This is a genomic window from Streptomyces sp. NPDC005811 (assembly GCF_040630405.1).
GTDB lineage: Bacteria > Actinomycetota > Actinomycetes > Streptomycetales > Streptomycetaceae > Streptomyces.
This window is the reverse complement of record NZ_JBEXXK010000050.1, coordinates 1-18234: the sequence shown is the minus strand read 5'-3', so window position 1 is coordinate 18234 and position 18234 is coordinate 1. Positions and strand designations below refer to the sequence as shown.

Genomic DNA, 18234 nt, shown 5'->3' with positions numbered 1-18234 from the left:
CATCCCGCCCGTCACCTCATCCCGCCAGTTCCTTCTCCACCGGCGTCCGGAACCGGGGCGTCACCCGGGCCCCGCCCAGCAGGCCGCCCAGCCGCTCCGCCTCGGCGGCCACCGCGGCCCGCGCGTCCCGGCCGGTCCCCTCCCCGGTGAGGAACCGCCAGACGATCTCCCCGTCCGCCCGCTGGGCCCAGGCCCCCACCACCCGGCCGTTCCACCACACCGTCGGCCCGATGTTGCCGCTCCGGTCGAACAGGGCGGGCCGCAGCTCCGGCGCCAGATACCAGTCCCGGCCCTGCCAGCCCATCGCCGTGGGATCGAGCGCCGGCAGCAGGGCCGCCCAGGGCTCCTCGGGCGCCGCCACCGGACCGGCGTCCCCCTCGACGACGTACCCCGTGCCCTCGTCGACCGTCACCGCCCGCGCGCCCATCGCCTTCAGCGCCCGCCGGACATCGGTCACCTTCCACCCCGTCCACCACTTCAGATCCGCCTCGGTGGCCGGACCGCACACCGTCAGCCAGCGCCGCAGCAGCTCCGTCTGCGCCTGCGGGGGGTCCAGCTCGGCATGGGCCGGGGCGAGGGCCCAGCGGAACTGGCTGGACGTCCAGGAGCCCAACGGGCGACCCCGGACCACCTTCCCCTCCACCCCCAGCAGCCGCAGCAGCCGGGTCGAGAGGGTGTGGACCCCCTCGTAGCTCTTCCCCGCCGCGTACACCCACTGCTCCCGCAGCCGCGGCTCCTCCCGCGCCAGCTCGGCCGCCGTCGCCTGCTCCAGCCGCCCCAGCGCGGCCAGCGCCGACTCCTCGACCTCCTTCAGCCAGGCCGCGTCCGGGGCACCCGCCTTCGCCATGTCGGCCACCAGGGCGGCCCGCGCCCGGGCGGCGACCGCGAGACCGGTCGAGGCGTGCACCACGGCCGTCAGCTCCGTCGGGAACACGAACACCGTGTCCCGCATGCCGTGCATCCGCACCAGCGTCCGGTCCTCGTACAGCGCCCGCTCCGTCGCCGGCACCGGCCCCGCCCGATCCGAGAGCCGCGCCCCGACCGCGAGATACACCGTCGCCGGATCCGTCCCGTGCAGGGCGACGAGGGAAGCGGCCACCGCCTCGGGCGTCGCCGCCCGCCCCGCCGCGGTCAGCCGGTGCCGCAGCGCCAGCCGGGCCCTGCGCTCCGCCCCGTCGACGTACCGCATGCCCTCACCCATCCCCGACCACCGCCCCGTCGTCACCGGTCCCTGCCTGCATCCTCCCCGACACCACCGACAACCGCGTCCCGCGCCGCGCGTCACCCGTTCGCCCGACCCGGCATGCGCGCCCGCGCCCCCCGCTCTTCACTGCGAACAAGGGCGTGACGGCGGTGTGTTCGAGACAGGAGGCCGGCGTGGTGCGGAGACGAGGAACATGAGCGCCCCCGGCACCCCCGAGGAGCGCGCCCGGCGCGGCAAGGAGGCCCGCAAGCGGGTCCCCCGCTCCGCGCACGCCGACTGGCTGCCCCCGGTCGACCGGCCCGACCCCGTCGTCGTGCTCGAACGGCAGGGCCGCGACCGGCTGCCCGAACTGCTGCCCGTCCGCTACGGGCGGATGGCCGCCTCGCCCTTCGCCTTCCTGCGCGGCGCCGCCGCCGTGATGGCCGCCGACCTGGCCGCCCGGCCGCACACCGGACTCACCGTCCAGCTCTGCGGGGACGCCCACCTGCTCAACTTCGGGGTGTACGCCTCCCCGGAGCGGACCCTGCTGTTCGATCTGAACGACTTCGACGAGACGTTCCCCGGCCCCTTCGAATGGGACGTGCAGCGCCTCGCCGCCTCCGTCACCGTCGCCGCCCGCGAGAACGGCCACACCGGGCCCCGGGCGCGCGCCGCCACCGTCGCGGCCGTCGCCGCCTACCGCACCGCGATGCTGCGCCTGGCCCGGCTCGGTGAGCTGGACGTCTGGTACGAACGCATCGACGCCGACAGCCTGCTGCCCCTGCTGCGCTCCGCCCGCCACCGCCGGCGTGCCGAGGCCAGCCTCACCCGGGCCCGCCGCCGCACCAGCCTCCAGGCCCTCGGCAAACTCACCGAACTCGTCGACGGACACCACCGCATCGTCCACGACCCGCCGCTCCTCGAACCCGCCGGCGTCTCCGACTCGGCCGCCCTGCGCAAGATCTTCAGCGACTACCGCTCCACCCTCTCCGAGGAACGCCGGCTGCTCCTCGACCGCTACCGCTACGTCGACGCCGCCCGCAAGGTCGTCGGCGTCGGCAGCGTCGGCCTGCGCTGCTTCATCGTCCTGCTGACCGGGCGGGACGCCGACGACCCTCTGTTCCTCCAGATCAAGGAGGCCCGCGCCTCCGTCCTGGAGGCCCATCTGCCGAGCGAGCCCCACCCCCACCCCCACGCCGGCCACCGGGTCGTCGCCGGACAACGACTGCTCCAGGCGGCCAGCGACATCTTCCTCGGCTGGATGACCGGACCCCAGGGCCGCGCCTACTACTGGCGCCAGCTGCGGGACATGAAGGGCTCCGCCGACGTCGCCGGCATGGCCCCCGCCGGCCTCACGGCGTACGCCCGGCTCTGCGGCACCGCCCTGGCCCGGGCCCACGCCCGCTCCGGCGACCGGATCGCCCTCGCCGGCTACCTCGGCACCGGCGACACCTTCGACCACGCGATCGCCGACTTCGCCGAGGCCTACGCCGACCGGACCACCACCGACCACGCGTCCCTGTGCGCGGCCATCGCGGCGGGCGTGGTCACGGCGGCCCCCGACGTATGAGACGCCACCGACGGCGTGCGAAAAACGGGATGCACGGTACGTGACGGTCTCCCTACGCTGGACGACATGGGCACCGTCATCATCACCGGGACCTTCGTCCTGGTCGTCCTGGGATTCGGAAACCCCCTCTACTGGCTGGCCGCCGTCGCCCTGCTCTACGTCTACGTCCAGTACGGCAGGGACACGACCGGCTCCTCGTCGTCGGCCGCGCCTCCCACCCCGGCCCCGGGCCCCGCCCCGACCACCTACAAGGCCTACCGCGCCCGCCGCGACCTCCAGACCAAGTGGGAGCGCCGCTACGAGCGCGAGCGCGGCAAGTAGGCAGGACCGGCGACTCACAGGCCGGGGGCGCCCCACACCGGGAACCAGCGGCTGAGGTCCTGCTCGACCCGCAGGTCGTTCGCCAGGACGGCCTTCACCTGGAGCTCCAGCGCGTTGTCGCGCCGCTGCCCCCGCCCGGGCAGCGGCGCGAACGGGTAGAACGTGCCCCGCTTGTAGAGGTACACGAGCGCGAGCGACCGCCCCGAGGGGTTCTCGAAGGCGGCCAGGGAGCAGAGCAGCTGGGGGCCGAAACCGTTGATCTCCATGGCGCTGTTGACCGCGTGCAGGTCGTTGACCAGGGCGGAGAGGTCGTCGGGGGAGCGGTGGGAGAGGAGCCAGGAGTAGCCGAAGTCGTCGCGCAGGAGCTGGACCGGGGGGCCGGTGCGCTCGGTGTCGGCGTCCAGCAGGGCCTGGACCTCGCGGTGCGTCTGTTCGAAGGCCGAGCCCTCCACGGTCGCGAAACAGACGGCGCCCTGCCCGGTCGGGGTGAAACCGGCCGCCGCCTCGAGCGTGATCGCCGCCGAAGGCAGCGCGAACATCTGATCGAGGTCGGGCACGACCGGCTTGCTCCGGCCGAGCAGGATGTCGAGCAGCCCCATGCGTCAGCCTGCCTTCCCGGGGGTGGCCGCCTCACCCAGCTCGGCGGAGATCCGCCCCAGCTGGTCGAGCCGCTGCTCAAGGCTCGGGTGGGTGGAGAAGTAGCGTTCGATGCCGGGCTCCTTGCCGGTCGCCGGGGTGAAGTAGAAGGCGTTGAAGGCCTGGGCCGTGCGCAGGTCCTTGGTGGGGATCCGGGCGATGTCCCCGGAGACCTTGGTGAGCGCGGAGGCCAGCGCCGAGGGCCGCCCGGTCAGCAGCGCCGCCGCCCGGTCCGCGGCCAGCTCCCGGTACCGGGACAGTGCCCTGATCAGCAGGAAGCTGAGCGCGTACACGGCCGCCGACACCCCCATCACGGCCGCGAAGACCACGGCGGTGTTCTGGTCCCGGCGCCCGCCGAACAGCTGCGAGTAGAACGCGAACCGCACGATCAGACCGGCGATCACACCGAGGAACGAGGCGATCGTGATCACGGCGACGTCCTTGTGCGCCACGTGCGACAGCTCGTGCGCGAGGACGCCCTCCAGCTCGGCCGGCTCCAGCCGGCGCAGCAGCCCGGTCGTCACGCACACCACCGCGTTGTCGGGATTGCGCCCGGTGGCGAACGCGTTCGGCATGTCCAGGTCGGACACGGCGACGACCGGCTTCGGCATGTCGGACAGGGCGCACAGCCGGTCCACCACGGCGTGCAGCTCGGGATACTCCTCGCGCTCCACGACCCGCCCGCGCATGGCGAACATCGCGATCCGGTCGGAGAACCAGAACTGCGCCACGAACATGGCCGCCACCAGCACGACCACCAGCAGCCACGACTTCAGCAACACGATCAGCGCGGCGACGAACGCCACGTACAGCAGCCCCAGCAGAAACATGGTGACCGTCATTCGCACGGTCAGCCCCCGGTCGCTCCGGAAACGGCTCCGCATCTGCATCACCCCGCAGGCAGTCAGGCACTCGCCCCCACAGCCAGTGTGCACCCGCGCACTCCCATGAAGCGCTCCCGATCAGGCCTAGGAGCAGCAAAGGCTCAGGTTGGGACCCCTGCCTCCCATTTTCTGCGGGTCAGCGCGTAGGCACTGAACAGATGCCGCGACCGGTCCAGCAGCTCACCCACCTCCGCCGCCGCCTCGCGCGGCACGTCCGCCGTCGCGTGCCAGCCCTGCACGGACTGGCGGGCCCACTGCCGGATCCTGTCGTCCGGGTCGTCGAGCGCCGTGACCGCGGCCCGCAGCCGTACGACCCCGCCCCGCGCGTCCAGCAGCCGGAACGCGGCCACCCGGACCTGCCGGGGCCGCCCACCGGTGAGCCGCTCCGTCAGCTCCTCCTCGGGCACGGCCCCCGCCGACGGCAGCAGCGCGGCGGTCACCTCCCGCACCACCCCGGGCGCCGGATCGTCCAGCAACGGCCACAGCCGTCGTACGTCCGTCACGTCCAGGGCCCGCAGCCCGGCGACCGCCCGGGCCCGCACGCCCGCGGCCGGATGCCCGAGCAGCGCCCACAGCACCTCGGCGTCGGCCCGCTCCCCGCACTCCGCGAGCCCGATCACGGCCCCCGGCGGCAGCCCCTCGGGCTCGGCGCACCGCTCCCGGTACCAGGGCAGCGGATCGCCCCCGCCCTGCCGTACGACGTACCGCGCACAGGCCCGCACCACCCCCGACCGGTCCGCCAGGAACCCCACGGCCCGCCCGCTCCGTCCGGCCCGCCGCAACGCGGTGACCCCGGCGGCCCGCACCCGCGACCCACGCGCCCCGAGCAGCGCGTCCACCACACCGTCGTGCTCGCCGCCGTCGACCATGGCGGCCAGCGCGGCATCGGCACAGAGATTCCGGATGACGGTGTCGGGGTCGCGGGCGGCGGTCCGGGCGAGCTCGGCGGGGGAGAGGAGCCGCTCATCGACCGCGAGCCGGTAGGCGTACCGCCGTACGGCACGGTCGGGGTCGGTGTAGAGCGGGGCGAGGATCCCGGACGGCGCGGTGCGCAGCAGCCGGTCCGCGAGATCGGTGGCGAACGCCCCGCGCCCGCGGCGCCCGAGGCGCAGGATCAGGGGCATCAGCCGTACGGCGGTCGGCGCGTCGAGCGCCTGCGCCAGCAGCAGCCGGGCGGGCTCGCGCACCTGCGGGGCCCAGTCGGCACTGCGCAGCGCCACCAGCGGCAGCAACTCGGGGTGGGCGGTGGCCTGTTCGAGGGCCGCCTGCCGGTTCCTGCCGTCCCAGTGGCACAGCGCGAGCGCGAGCTGTGACCCGGTGAGTTCGGTGAGGGGTTTCGCGCGCCGCAGGACGGCGGTCAGTCCGCGCGCCCGGTGGTGGCGCAGGACGGCGAGAACGGCCCGTCCGCCCTCGGTGACGGCCCAGGGGTGCACCCACACGCCGTCGTCCTGCTGCCACACGCTCTGCCGGACGCCCGCGTCGAACGCGATCCAGGCCCCCGGATCGTCATCGGGCAGCACCGCGCCGACCGGCTCCCCGTGCGCCAGCCGGACCGCCGCAGCTTCCCAGCCCCCGCTGTTGCTGAACGTGGTCATGTCTAGTACGGCGCCTGGAACCGTGTGTACCCCAGCAGCAGGATCACCGCCGCCACGCACCCCAGCACGATCACCGTCGACCGCCACGACGACCGGCGCGGCCCCACGTGCTCCGGTTCGCCCCGGAACGGCACCGGCTCCGGTGGGTTCTCCTTCCAGCGGGCCGCCAGCATCCGGGCCCGCGCCGAGGGCTCCTTGTGCTCGGCCCGGTCGGCCCACTTGATGTCGAACTCGCGCCGGTCGTCGTCCGGTTCGGACATCCCCGTATCCCCCGTTGCCTGGTCTCGAACAGCAGTGCCAGAAACCATACGACGGCGCCCCCGCCCTGAGAAACAGGAAACGGGGGCGCCGGCCTACGACAGCGGCTCGATCACACGTCGAAGAAGTGACGATGCGACGCCGCTACTTTGGAGCCTTGCTCAGGTCATCGTTCTGACTAGCAGGAACGTCGTCGTTGTCTGTCGTTGTTGATAGTCGTTGGCCGTCCCCGGACGGCCCAGGGACGGCCCAGGGACGGCTTAGAGAGTGCGGCTGTGGGCTGCACCCGGTGTCCGGGTGCAGTCGGCTTGGCGGACGAGGTTGTGTCATCACCTGGTGGTCGGTGTCTGAGCGTCGCGCACAGCCTTCCGCGGTTCGGCTGCCTGCTGACCGAGCGAGGCTAATTCGCCAGCTCCAGCCCGCCGACACCACTACGACGGCGTCTCCTCGGGCGTGGCACCTCGGCTAACCGCCTTCTTTTGCGTACCGTCAAGCCGCTTGTCCACGCCTCGTATGTCGAAAGGCTTACGCCATTGGAAGCGCCTGCCAAGGACACGTCCTGGGTGAAATGGGGCGTCATCATTGCTGCGGTGGGGACGGGGGCTACATTGATTGCATTGTGGTTCGCCATCCGATCAGAGCCAGAGTCTCCACCGAGCATCAAGAAGTGGTCAACTTACGATAAGGGAGAGCTTGTTTATCTAAGCGTCCGCTACGACGATCCACACAAAAAGGCTAGAGGTTTCGGCTTTAAAGGCATCAATGGATCTCAATGGGCCGAGGAGATGCATGACTTCTCCAGCCCTGGGTTTGGGAGGGTGAGCCCAGGGCGGGTTGATTATCCATTCAATCAAGCCTGTGGCACGTCGCAGCAATATGAATCGGATGTCGAGTTTTGGATCTACACGGATAGCGACCAAAGGACTCACATCTCAGCGCATCTGAAATGCTAACCGGTGATGACCGCCCCAGATGCTTGGTGGGGCACCTGAGGCGGCCTAGGAAATAGCTTGGCGGCCAGTCACCACTTAGGGGGAAGGACGGTGTCTCGCGGCCGAACCAAACGAGAACGGCGCTGCTTCGGCGATGTACAACGGCATCGAACGGCTACACCACGTGGATGGTCTTGCGCAGCCCCAGGCTCGAACCCTGGCGCCGTCATGTTAGTGAGAATTGACTGCTGCGGATTTTCCCTGCCGTTGCTGGGGAACGCCTAGGGGAATGGGCCCGCCCGTTCCTCGCACGCCTCTCCGGACGCCGCATGCGAACCTGCGTTCGATAAGTGTAGGGGCATCACCGTGAGGTCGTCGTCTTCCGCAACCCACGGGGAAACGCAGTGGAAGACGGCCCAGTCTTGGCAGGCTCTGACTCCGTACGATCCAAATCGATCGAGTGCACGACAATCAACACGTTGTGCCAGCGTTCCACATTCCGGGCAGACGCGCTCCCCGCACCCGTTTGGTCGGTTCACTCCATGCACCGCACCCGGGGGGACCGCTTGAGGTCAGCTTGGCGCTGCCCAAACTTGACACAGTCTAGGCGTACACGCAGTCCCCCTGCCATAGTGGTTCGCATGGATTCATCGTTGCCTCAGATGCCCACCAGCCTCGATTTCGCGGCAGAGTGCCTCGGAAAAGAAACGGAACGCTGGAGCGGCGCCGACACTTTGAGTCTCTACTCCGCAGCATCCGAAATGCTGGCTTGGGTAAATGATGAGCGTCGATATGTGCATCGCTTTCATTATGCCGCATGGAGTTGCTCGATCAGGGACCTGAACTACTGTCTCGACAACATAGGAACTTCACTTCGAGAACTCATTAGACCGACTCGAGACAACATCACCAGCAGCATCCAGGAATGCCTCAAGGATTCCGCTAATCCGAAGCGCGACAACATACGAAAGTCCCTTCAGGAATTGCTGGAAATCTTGCGATCGCCGCAAGCCAGCTTGGCCTGTTGGCAAGATTTTCTGCGAGCGTGCAAGCGTCCAGAATACTCGATGCTTAAGATTGCAAAGTTGCGAGATGAATTTTGGGACACGGCCAAGGCGGGGGAATATAATCGCCGAGAGCTAAACTCGCTCTTGAAAGGGATCCTTTCAAACGAACTTCAATCGGTTTACCAGGTAAAAGTCCTACTGGGGGAAGACGTCTCAGAATTCCCGACCAGAGTGCGGGACCGCGTCAGGAAGACCGCAACACTCGACAATAGGGAGCGCGAGCAACTGTGCGCGCGAATTGTAGGTCGGTCACCTCGTGTAGCGCACCACGTTGTTTGGCTCATCTACACACCGGCACGGCTGACGAACGCAATAGTCGACGTTGGCCCTGTCCAGCTATTCCACGGTCCCACCCTGCGCGACATGAGCCCCGACAACCCGATCTTCCCCGCTGAACTCAACAGTGCGTCGTCAGACTATAAGCATATGTTTCCCGAGGAAGAGGAGGACTTCGTAATGGTCCGAGTGGACCTCGGAACAAGAGCCACTACGGACGCAGCGAGCCTAGCCCGCAAACAGGCCATGACGGTGATCTTGGCTGCATCCCAGAGGGCCAGTGGCCTGAGGGGAACCTGGAATGAGGGCGGCTCACAAATCCACATCATGGATGGAAGAGTCGTAAGTCAGGTATTTTCAAGGTCTGGCAGAATGCCTGTAACTTCATTTCAGCTAGATCCATTGGCGCACGGGATCAATCTTGCGGCACCAAGAGTGGCGGCCTGTCTATCCCTAGATTCCAGGGTGCTACAGGACCTACTCGAATATCTGAACCTATGGGACAAGGTCAAGGAATACGATGCCGCATCTGCAATTCTCGCAAATGTACGACTGATTGAATCGCTTTCCTCCTATACGTCGGACACGGACTGGGTGCAATTCTGCAACCGGACTTTTAAGAATCGTTGGATTCGGAAAGACCTGCTCTGGAAGCTCCATGAAGTCTTGCATGATGCCACCTACGGATCCTCGAATTTTGTAGACGCTCGGGCCCAATCTATTATTGATCGAGTGCGGGAAAGGGTATTCTGGAACGAGGATGGCTTGCTTTACTCCGACGGGGAAGCCGCTCTCGATTGTCTTCATGAGCTGTCGGAGCTCTACCCCGAAAGGCAACTCGCAGGATATAAGCTTCGATCTCTTGAGCGAGATTACTCGAACTGTGCGCGCCTAAATCATTCCCGGAAACTGCTGATTGGGAGGTGGGATCGCGCAATGGAGAGGCTCGAAAAGACAAGAAACGCTCTAACGCATGGCGGACCGGTCACCGAAGAAGCTCTTGTCAGTGTTAGCGCATTCTCCCAGAAGCTGGCGGGCGGCCTAATTGGGGTTGCCATCGACCAGTCATTTGACGGTAGAGATATTTCCGACACCATGGATGATCTGGCCGAACGAGGGAGCGAGTGGGAAAAGAATTCCTACATAGCCTCAACCCCAAAGTCTTTTCTGTATGGCCCCCTGTCCGGCACATAGAATCAACCCGCCAGTGGCCGGGTAATGAAAAGGCGGCAGCGCTGACCTGCACTTGAACCCCCAGCACGTCAGGGGTTGATGTCTTCCATGGCCGCGATCACCGCCGCTGGCTCACCCAGGAAGAGGAGGTGCGGTTCGTCCGCTTCAGGCGGGAAAAACCGGCTTCGATACCGCTGGAGATCGCTCTCTGAGAAGTAGATGGAGTTTGGGTCGTCTGCGTGGAAGTCGTTGCGTTTGCTGATCCTCGCCCAGAGTTCTTCATGGCTGGCAGCTAGGTAAATCAGGATGGGGGTGGCGCCGGCGTCGGTGGCGATAGCACGCCACTTGGCCCGGTCGTCCGGGGTCCAGAAGCCATGATCGACGACGACGTCATGCCCGGCCTTGAGGTGTCCCGTAAGTTCAACCGCTACGTCTTCGAGTACCGGCCGTTCCAGGGTGGGGAACGTCCCTCTCGGGAAGTCGACTCCGTAGACGCCGTGTCGGCGGTACATCTCTTCATCTGGGCAGAGGCGGATGAAACCACGATCCGTCAGAGCACGGGAAAGGGTGGTCTTGCCGGACCCAGGAAGTCCGGCCATAAGGACGCAGAACGGTGGACGTGATGACATCGGTCTCGTCACGATCTGGGAGATGAGGGCCATCTCCGCTTCGGCTTCAACGGTGGTTGCGTAGGCCCTGTGGGCCGTAGGGAGTGACCCTAGGTGCTTCTTCGTGCACGCTCGCGAACGTGTCGTCTAAGACCGTCACGGGGTCACCTCTGATTCTGTGCGCCACGTGCGGCCAGGGCCCCCGAGGTCCACGCCGTATTCCACGACGTTTCCCTCACTGTCCACAAACTTGGCCGTCATCACGACCACCGGTTCCGTCGGCGGACGTGCGGGGTCCAGCTCCAAGAGCCGGGCGTACTCCGACGTCAGCAGGCGCGCCGAAGCCGTGTCGACGCGATGGCTGATCGGATTGCCGGTCACCTGCGCGATGAGCTGGAGTGAGGTTCCACCCGTCAGCCGCTCACTCAACGCCAGTTGGGGAATCAACTTCCCATACCGCGTGGGAATCCATGACGTGCTGTGGGCCACGATGCCGTGCCGGTCTCGGTAGACCCGACTTCGGCGGATCACGTCGGAGCCGGGCTTGATGTCCAGCGCCTGGGCCACCTCTGGGGGTGCGGGCACCACGCCGGCCTGATGCGAGTCGGACCTTTCACCTGCGCCCCAACTGGACCCGGTACGGCGCCCTCGATCCTGGCGCTGAGCGCCCGAAGACATCGGGGCTGGCTGGTCTAGAACCTCCGTCCCGATGCCGTGGATCCCTCTCACAAGGCCCTCGTTGCGCAGCTTGCGCAGGGCCTTTTCGGCCGTCGCGGTGCTCACTTTCCACTCTTCCGCGAGGTTCTTGATGCTCGGCAAGAGTGTTCCTGGCTCTAGCTGACCAGAGGTAATCGCCTCCGTGTAGTGGGCGGCAATCTTCGCGTACGGGGCCCGATTGTCGGCCTGGCCTGCCATGTCGCCTGCTCTCTGTCGTCACTTCCCTGAGGTTCCCTAGCCTACCGCTTGACACCGAAGGGAACCCTAGGGAACCTTAGGCATGTGCCCGCCGGTCGCTTCGAGGAGCGGCGGTCGCTGAACCTCGGCACATCTATGTGCAAAGCGGATGTGAACCGGGGGTTGCGCCAACGCCCAGAGGGTCCCTCTTTGGGCTGCTCCGACAACTCAAAAGAGTGATCCGCCACAGACGTGACGGCCGTGACCATGCCGGCCGAGGTGAGCGGAGACCAGTCGGTCATCTCCCGTCAGGGACACGTGCCGACTCAAAAGAACGGATCTGTCCAAGGGCACGCACGCCGCGCGACGAGACCGAGATGCGATTCCTCGGAGGAGCGGGACTGAGGCACGGATCCATATCGCACAGTACGGGCCGCCACCTCCCGGAAAAGGTGTCCGGCGCGGCTCAGGCCTGCGCAACCCCGACTTCCGCCGCTTCCGTGCGGTGGCCGGTTGCCTCCGCTGCACGTCTCGTACGTGCGGCGCCGAGGGGAGCCGGAACACCCCTTCTCGTTTCCTGGAGTCCGCATGACCGCGACTGTCGAGATCGTCTCGTTCGGTTACCTGCACGACGCGCCCCCGGCGGCGCATCTCACGATCGACCTGCGTCACCACTTCCGCGACCCGCACGTGTCGCCGGAGCTGCGGTACATGACCGCCGACGACGCGCCCGTCCGGGCCGCTGTGATGAGCACGCCCGGCATCGCCGAGCTGGTGGAGGCGACCGCTGCTGCGGTGACCGCGTTCGCCGCCGGCCCCAGCGCCGGAACCGTGACGGTCGCCGACGGATGCGCCGGCGGACGCCACCGGGCCCCCACCTTCGCCCGCGCCCTCGCCTACCGGCTGACCACCGCCGGCCACACGGTCACCGTCCGCCACCGTGACATGGACAAGGCCGTCGTCCAGCGCTGAACGCACCTCACAGCCCCGGACCCGCCGCCCTCCCGGCGGGGGCCGTGACGGAGCCGGATCGGAACCGGCCCGGGGCACCGGCCGCCCCTCGCGCGGCCCGCCGCACACCTGGTGTGCGGCGCATCCCCTTCTCAACGGCGCGCGGCCCCGGTGCGGGAACACCGGGACCGCTGTTCGGGCCGTTCACCTACCAGGGAGAACACGACCCAATGAAGAACATCGTCACTGTTCAGGACGCTGTTACCGCATTCGCCGACTGGATCGAACCGACGGATGCGGAGCTGGACGCGATCGAGCAGGAGTCCCCGCTGATCCTCGCGGAGGTCGTCCTGCTGGACGCGCAGATCAAGGCCATGGACCACCCCGCGAACGACGTCGACACGCGCCGCATCCGCCGGGCCCGCAACCGGGTCCTCGCCGCCCGCCGCGACCTGGCCAACCGCACGGCCGGCGCGATCGTGCCGGGTGGTGCGGCGTGAGCGCCCCGACGCAGGAACTCACGACCGTACAGAAGGGTGTGCTGTCGGCCGCGTTCGTGCCGATGCTGGCGACGGGTGTGGTCGGCGGTATCGGCACCTACAGCAACATCGGCCATGCCTACGGCTCCGGGACCGCGCTCGGTGCGCTCGGTGCCGGTGAGGGTGCGACGGCCGTGCTGGCCCTGGTCCTGCTGGGGCTGACCATGCTGGGCCAGTCCTCGCCTCTCGTCGTGCGGGCGGGGCTGTGGGTGCTGCCGGCCGCCGCGTCCGTCATGGCCGCGATGGCCGCGCCGGACCCGGGCCGCACGGTCGTCTACGCGCTGACCCCGCTGGGCATGTCCGTCTCGGCGGAGGGCATGGCGTTCCTGGCCCGCCGGATCGTGGTCCACACCGACGGGCGTGACGCCGAGCACGAGCGGCGCACCGCCGACATCGTGCAGGCCCTCGCCTACCACCGGGCCCGCGCCGCCCACCACCCGGTGAACCGGGTGCGGAAGCGGTCCGATCGGACGTCGTGGCGCCTCGCCCGCAAGGTCGGGGTCGGGGACGTCGCCCTGGGATCGAGGCTGCTGGACGTTCAGCGCACCCGGATCACCGGCGGCGCGGACGCGGCCCTCGCCTCGATGTTCGGCACGGCGCCCCTCGATCCCTCCCCGGTCGCAAATGCGGAGGAATCGACCGGAATCAGTCGAGAACGGTCTACCTCTGACCTGCCGGTATCGACCCCGGCCACGGTCGTCCTGACGCGGCTTGCGGTGCCCGCTCCGGTGCCTGTCGACCTCGGCAAGTCGGGCGGCGGTATGAAGCCGATGCCCGCCGTCGCCCCGATCGTAAAGCCGGTGCCGATCGCCCCGGCGCCTGCCCGTTCGGTGCCGGCTGCGTCGATGGGGCCGCGTCGGGCGACGGGCCGTGTCCCGGTCGCCGCCAAGTCGACCCGCACCCGCCGCACCCCCGACCAGCTCATGGCGGAAGCACGCAAAGCGACGGCCGGTCTGGCGGACGCGGAGGTGACCGGGGAGGGCATCCGCCGGGCCCTGCGCACCTCGCCGGCGAACGCGCGGATGCTGCGTGACGCCCTGCTCGCCGAGCGCGCCGCGACCGGCCCCGAGCTGGAAGCGAGGGTCGTCTGATGGGGATGTGGCGGGACAAGACCCCGCGCAAGGACGACGAGATCACCCGCCCGGACCCCGGCCCGATCAACCCCGCCGGCAAGTCGCCGGGCACGTGGGGGCGCGCGGGGGTCCGGCCCGGTGATTCCCCCACCGGCCCGATGGCCACCCCCAACCGCCGCCGCAGGCCGAAAGCGAGCTGACCGTGTCCAAGTCCGAGATCCGTCGCCTTGACCGTGAGATCGAGAAGACCGCGAAGAAGCTGGAGGCGGTCCGCCGGGGTGAGTGGTGGCCGCTGAACGGCAGTGAGCGCCGTGCCATGGCCCGCGCCCTGGCCGGTGGCGCCTACCAGATCAGCCGGGGCCGCAGTGCGGGCCGTGCCGAGCAGCGCATGGACACCACCGGCTCCGCCGCCGAGCTGCGGCTGAACGCCGAGCTGACCGCCCTGTACGGCGAGCGTCAACGCCTCATCACGGAGGCGGCCCGCGCCAAGGCCGCCAAGAAGTCCTCCGGCTGGTGGTGACCAGCCCACTTGCCTCGCACGCCGGGGTGGCCGCTCTTTCCACGGACCCGGCCACCCCGGCACTCCCTCACTCCCGCCCCGAAAGGGGCAGTCAGGAGCACTTCCAGCATGTCTGAGAACGTCGTTCACCTCCACAAGCCCACCGACCCCCCGGCCGACCAGACGGCGCCCACGGTGCTCACCGTCGTGCCCGACGCCCCGCCAGCCCTGCCCGCCCCGCTGTGGGTGCGCTCCGGGCGCGCGGTGAAGACGGCCGTCACGCATGAGAAGACCAGGGCGACGGCCCGGGCGCTGGCCCGGCACTCGTCCTACACGTTCAACGGGGGGCGGATCGTGGCCCGCCGCACCTGGGACGGCAAGACCGGCGCCCGCTACGAGCGCATGATCCGCGCGGCGGAAGCCGCGGGGAACCTGGAAGCGGCGGAGGAGTGGGAGGAGCGTCTGACGCGCTTCCGCGCGGCCCGCCACCACCGCCGCATGGACCTGCTCCACTCGCCCGTGGACGCGGCCAAGGGCGTCGGGGTCGGTGCCGGTATGGGCGTCGGTGTGCTGGTCGCCCTCGGTGTGGTCATGGCGGTCAACACGGGCGAGGTACGGGACGTCATCACGCCCCTGTCCGCGACCATCGACTTCATCGCGCTGCTGATCCGCATCGTTCAGATCGTGTGGGGTCCGGCGCTCACCATCGGCCCGTTCCTCGCGCTGCTCGCCCTGTGGTCGGTCGGCCGCAAGCAGCACGCCGCCCCCGCATGGGCCCTCCCGGCCAACGCCCGCAGCAGCGAGGGCGAGCCGATCACCCCGTCCATCGTGGTCAAGGCCTTGCGCGACCTCGGCGTGCCCGCCCTGGCCCGCGCCATCAAGGAGATGGGCGACGCCGGCGCCTCCATGCTCGGTCCGATCCGGATCGCAGGATGCGGGGTGGAGGTGGACGTCACGCTTCCGTCCGGGGTGGCCACGAACGAGGTTCAGGGCAAGCGCCGGAAGCTTGCCGAGAACCTCACCCGGCACGAGCACGAGGTGTTCATCACCATCCCGGAAGCGGCGCGCACGGTGCGGCTGTGGATCGCCGACTCCGGCGCGCTGGACGAGCCGATCGGACCGTCCCCGCTGGTCACCGACGAGACCCTGACCGCCGACTACGCCAAGGGGCGCGCGCCGTGGGGGCAGGACCTGCGCGGCGACGCCGCCTCCCTGAGCCTGTATCAGCGGCACCTGCTCATCACGGGCCTGTCCAACCAGGGCAAGACCGCCGCCCTGCGCTCCCTCGCCCTGTGGGCGTCCCTGGACCGGCGGGTGGAGTTCCGGATCGCCGACCTCAAGGGCGCCGGCGACTGGGCCATGTTCGACGGCCTCGCCACCGTGCTCATCCAGGGCCCCACCGACGAGCACGTGATCGAGGCGACCGAGATGGTCGAGAGTCTCGTCGAGGAGATGAACCGCCGCATCGCCGCACGCCAGGCAGACCCCACCATCGTGTTCGAGCCGCTGATCGGCATCGTGGACGAAGCGCAGGTGGCGTTCATGTGCCCGGCCGTGGACGACGAAAAGCGCCCCTACGGCGGCTCCAAGGCCACCTCCCGCTACTTCATGGCCGTGCGCAAGGTCCACAACCAGGGCCGCGTGGTCGACGTGCTCATGTACGAGGGGACGCAGGACCCCACCGACCAGAACCTGCCCAAGCTGGTCCGCGAGGGCGCGCACACCCGGGCCTCGCTCGCGCTGGGCACCGAGGCACAGGCCGTCATGGCCCTCGGCGAGAAAGCCGTCAACGGCGGCGCCGCCCCGCACCTGCTGCGCCAGGGTCTGGACAAGGGAACCCTGGTCGTGGCGTCCGACGGGATCGAGATCCCCAAGGGCCAGTCGTCCATCACCGTGCGCACGCACTTCATCGGCGACGACGACGCCAAGGCCATCACCGACCGCGCCAAGGCTCTCCGCAACGGCGTCACCACCCTGCACGCGGTCAAGCGGAGCGAGGACCGTGACGCGCTCGCCGACATCCTCGCCGTGCTCGGCGACGAAAAGCGGGTGCTGACACAGGACATCGTCAAGCGGCTCGCGATCCTCAGCGAGGACACCTACGGCGGGTGGGCCTTCACCGACCTCACCGGCGTGCTGGAGGCGGCCGGCGTCGAGGCGTACAAGTCGCACGGCCGCATGACCGTCCGCCGTGACGACGTCGCCCAAGCGCTCGCCGAGCGCGACGCCGAGGGTTCCGCTTCCGCCTCCCAGTAGCGGGGAGGCGCACCCTCCCGCCCGGGGGAGGCGGGGAGAACTCCCCAACCGCCTCCCCAACCCGCCTCCCCCGCGGTGATCAGCGAAAACACCGTTTCGGGGAGGCGGGGAGGCACCCCAGCTCAGCCCCCTGAAACCCCCTCCACAGCGCCCCCGGCAGGGGGTGTGTCTGCCTCCCCAACCGAGCACCGGAAGGGATTCCACATGTACCCCGAGCACACCGACCGGACGCCCGTCGTACGGGCCCCTGAAGTCCACCACCCAACCCCCCTCGCCCCCGCCGTGGCCCCGTACGCGGCGCCCCTCGTTCCCGTCCAGCCGCACGGCGTGTCGACAGTCGCGAGCGTCGTCCTGCCGGACGGCCGCGTCGTCACCGGCTACGCCGTCACCCCCATGCAGCCCGAACCGGTCGTCGCCAAGCCGGTCGTGTCGCGGGCGGCGGTGAACGTCGCCCTCGGGGGCGTCGGGTTCCTCGCCGTGTGCGGCGGACTGCTGCTGCTGACCACGTTCATCACCGCGCTCACCGCGCTCATCACCCAGCTCATCACGCTCGCCGCCGTCGTCTTCGGCGGATGGATCGCCGTACAGGTCTTCAGCAGCAACCGGCACGACGGCGGGACCACGGTCAACATCCGCAAGGCCGTCATCAAGCGCAACAAGTTCTACGGCTGAGAAGGAGAACAACACCCATGCTCAGGCTGCGTATCTGGCTCACTGCGCTGCCCCGCAACGCGCTGATCCTGACCGACACGCCCCGCCCCGACTGCCGCACCTGTGAGGGCGTCGGCGGTATCGAGCACGACTACGGCGACTACGAGACCGGCGAATGGGCCGGCACCGAGTGGGAGTTCTGCTCCTGCTGGACGCCGTGGGCCGTCACCCTGCTCCCGCTCCCGCGCCGCCCCCGGTGGCTCCGCCGCCGTGACAGCGCCCGCGACCCGTGGGCCCCCGTTGGCTACAGCGACGAACCGCCCTTCTAGCTACGCCAAGGGCAGCCCCTGCCTCACGCCAATGAATGCGGGGCTGCCCTTGTCCACCTGCCACCAACTGACCTGTGGAGGTCATCCAGCATGCAGCAACCCGCCCCCATCCTGCGAGCCCTCGCCTTACTCTCCCGGATCGAACCCATCCGAGTGCTCGACGCCTACTGCTGCATCGGCGGCGCCACCGAGGGCTACCGGCGCGCGTTCGACAACTGCCACATCACCGGCGTCGACAAGGAAGCCCAGCCGGACTACCGGGGCGACGCCTTCCACCAGGGCGACGCGATCGAGTTCATCCGCGCCCATGGCCATGAGTTCGACCTCATCCACGCGTCCCCGCCGTGCCAGGGCGAAGGTGCCCCGACCAAGGGCACGAACGCCGCCCGCAACGCGGCGATCGGCCGGACCTACCCCCGGCTCATCGTCCCCACCCGTGCGGCTCTGGAGGCCACGGGACGGCCGTACGTGATGGAGAACGTGCCCGGCTCCGAGGTCCGCAAGGACATCCGGCTGTGCGGGGAACAGTTCGGCCTCGC

General features: G+C 68.9%; 18 protein-coding genes and 1 pseudogene. 12 read left to right on the top strand and 7 right to left on the bottom strand.

Annotated elements, in window-relative coordinates; translation table 11 throughout:
- Positions 1 to 16 precede the first annotated feature (16 nt).
- A complete protein-coding gene (locus tag ABZ490_RS39415; protein WP_359001874.1) occupies positions 17 to 1201 on the bottom strand; it encodes a winged helix DNA-binding domain-containing protein in 1185 nt (394 codons plus the stop codon).
- A gap of 196 nt (positions 1202 to 1397) precedes the next feature.
- Between ABZ490_RS39415 and ABZ490_RS39410 the strand changes: the two genes are divergently transcribed.
- Entirely contained in the window at positions 1398 to 2753 is a 1356-nt protein-coding gene (locus ABZ490_RS39410) for a DUF2252 domain-containing protein (RefSeq protein ID WP_359001872.1), read from the top strand.
- 66 nt (positions 2754 to 2819) lie between these two features.
- Positions 2820 to 3074, top strand: coding sequence for a hypothetical protein (locus tag ABZ490_RS39405; RefSeq protein WP_359001870.1), 255 nt, complete (start codon positions 2820 to 2822; stop codon positions 3072 to 3074).
- Between the two features lie 14 nt (positions 3075 to 3088).
- Here the strand turns inward: ABZ490_RS39405 and ABZ490_RS39400 are convergent, their stop codons facing one another.
- The 4 genes from ABZ490_RS39400 to ABZ490_RS39385 all read right to left on the bottom strand — a co-directional run bounded on the left by ABZ490_RS39400 (position 3089) and on the right by ABZ490_RS39385 (position 6449).
- The gene (locus tag ABZ490_RS39400; RefSeq protein ID WP_359001868.1) at positions 3089 to 3673 is read right to left on the bottom strand and encodes a hypothetical protein; all 585 of its coding nucleotides are present in this window, start codon (positions 3671 to 3673) and stop codon (positions 3089 to 3091) included.
- Between the two features lie 3 nt (positions 3674 to 3676).
- Positions 3677 to 4594 carry a zinc metalloprotease HtpX gene (gene htpX, locus ABZ490_RS39395; protein WP_359001866.1) on the bottom strand — a complete coding sequence of 306 codons (918 nt, stop codon included), beginning with the start codon at positions 4592 to 4594 and terminating at the stop codon, positions 3677 to 3679.
- Between the two features lie 101 nt (positions 4595 to 4695).
- The gene (locus ABZ490_RS39390) at positions 4696 to 6189 is read right to left on the bottom strand and encodes a hypothetical protein (RefSeq protein ID WP_359001862.1); all 1494 of its coding nucleotides are present in this window, start codon (positions 6187 to 6189) and stop codon (positions 4696 to 4698) included.
- A gap of 2 nt (positions 6190 to 6191) precedes the next feature.
- Positions 6192 to 6449, bottom strand: coding sequence for a hypothetical protein (locus ABZ490_RS39385; protein WP_359001860.1), 258 nt, complete (start codon positions 6447 to 6449; stop codon positions 6192 to 6194).
- Positions 6450 to 8041: 1592 nt separating this feature from the next.
- Here ABZ490_RS39385 and ABZ490_RS39380 point away from each other — a divergent pair.
- A complete protein-coding gene (locus tag ABZ490_RS39380) occupies positions 8042 to 9916 on the top strand; it encodes a hypothetical protein (RefSeq protein ID WP_359001858.1) in 1875 nt (624 codons plus the stop codon).
- Between the two features lie 68 nt (positions 9917 to 9984).
- Here ABZ490_RS39380 and ABZ490_RS39375 read toward each other — a convergent pair whose 3' ends face one another.
- Both ABZ490_RS39375 and ABZ490_RS39370 read right to left on the bottom strand, forming a co-directional pair.
- Positions 9985 to 10557, bottom strand: coding sequence for an ATP-binding protein (locus tag ABZ490_RS39375; protein ID WP_359001857.1), 573 nt, complete (start codon positions 10555 to 10557; stop codon positions 9985 to 9987).
- Positions 10558 to 10659: 102 nt separating this feature from the next.
- Positions 10660 to 11418 carry a GntR family transcriptional regulator gene (locus ABZ490_RS39370; protein ID WP_359001855.1) on the bottom strand — a complete coding sequence of 253 codons (759 nt, stop codon included), beginning with the start codon at positions 11416 to 11418 and terminating at the stop codon, positions 10660 to 10662.
- Positions 11419 to 11985: 567 nt separating this feature from the next.
- Here ABZ490_RS39370 and ABZ490_RS39365 point away from each other — a divergent pair.
- The 9 genes and pseudogenes from ABZ490_RS39365 to ABZ490_RS39325 all read left to right on the top strand — a co-directional run.
- Positions 11986 to 12369: an RNase adapter RapZ gene (locus tag ABZ490_RS39365; RefSeq protein ID WP_359001853.1), complete on the top strand. Its 384-nt coding sequence runs from the start codon at positions 11986 to 11988 to the stop codon at positions 12367 to 12369.
- 209 nt (positions 12370 to 12578) lie between these two features.
- Positions 12579 to 12848 (top strand): DUF6284 family protein, encoded by a 270-nt coding sequence (locus ABZ490_RS39360; RefSeq protein ID WP_359001851.1) that lies wholly within the window; start codon positions 12579 to 12581, stop codon positions 12846 to 12848.
- Positions 12849 to 12910: 62 nt separating this feature from the next.
- On the top strand, positions 12911 to 13978 hold the full coding sequence (locus ABZ490_RS39355; RefSeq protein WP_359002000.1) for a conjugal transfer protein: 1068 nt from the start codon (positions 12911 to 12913) through the stop codon (positions 13976 to 13978).
- A complete protein-coding gene (locus tag ABZ490_RS39350) occupies positions 13978 to 14160 on the top strand; it encodes a hypothetical protein (RefSeq protein WP_359001849.1) in 183 nt (60 codons plus the stop codon). The genes ABZ490_RS39355 and ABZ490_RS39350 overlap by 1 nt, the downstream gene beginning before the upstream one ends.
- 2 nt (positions 14161 to 14162) lie before the next feature.
- Positions 14163 to 14480: a hypothetical protein gene (locus tag ABZ490_RS39345; RefSeq protein WP_359001847.1), complete on the top strand. Its 318-nt coding sequence runs from the start codon at positions 14163 to 14165 to the stop codon at positions 14478 to 14480.
- Positions 14481 to 14588: 108 nt separating this feature from the next.
- Positions 14589 to 16715, top strand: coding sequence for an ATP-binding protein (locus ABZ490_RS39340; RefSeq protein ID WP_359001845.1), 2127 nt, complete (start codon positions 14589 to 14591; stop codon positions 16713 to 16715).
- Between the two features lie 204 nt (positions 16716 to 16919).
- On the top strand, positions 16920 to 17387 hold the full coding sequence (locus tag ABZ490_RS39335) for a hypothetical protein (RefSeq protein ID WP_359001843.1): 468 nt from the start codon (positions 16920 to 16922) through the stop codon (positions 17385 to 17387).
- A 17-nt stretch (positions 17388 to 17404) separates the two neighbouring features.
- Positions 17405 to 17695, top strand: a complete 291-nt coding sequence (locus ABZ490_RS39330) for a hypothetical protein (protein WP_359001841.1) — start codon at positions 17405 to 17407, stop codon at positions 17693 to 17695.
- 90 nt (positions 17696 to 17785) lie between these two features.
- Positions 17786 to 18234, top strand: a pseudogene (locus ABZ490_RS39325) (DNA methylase); the annotation flags it as partial.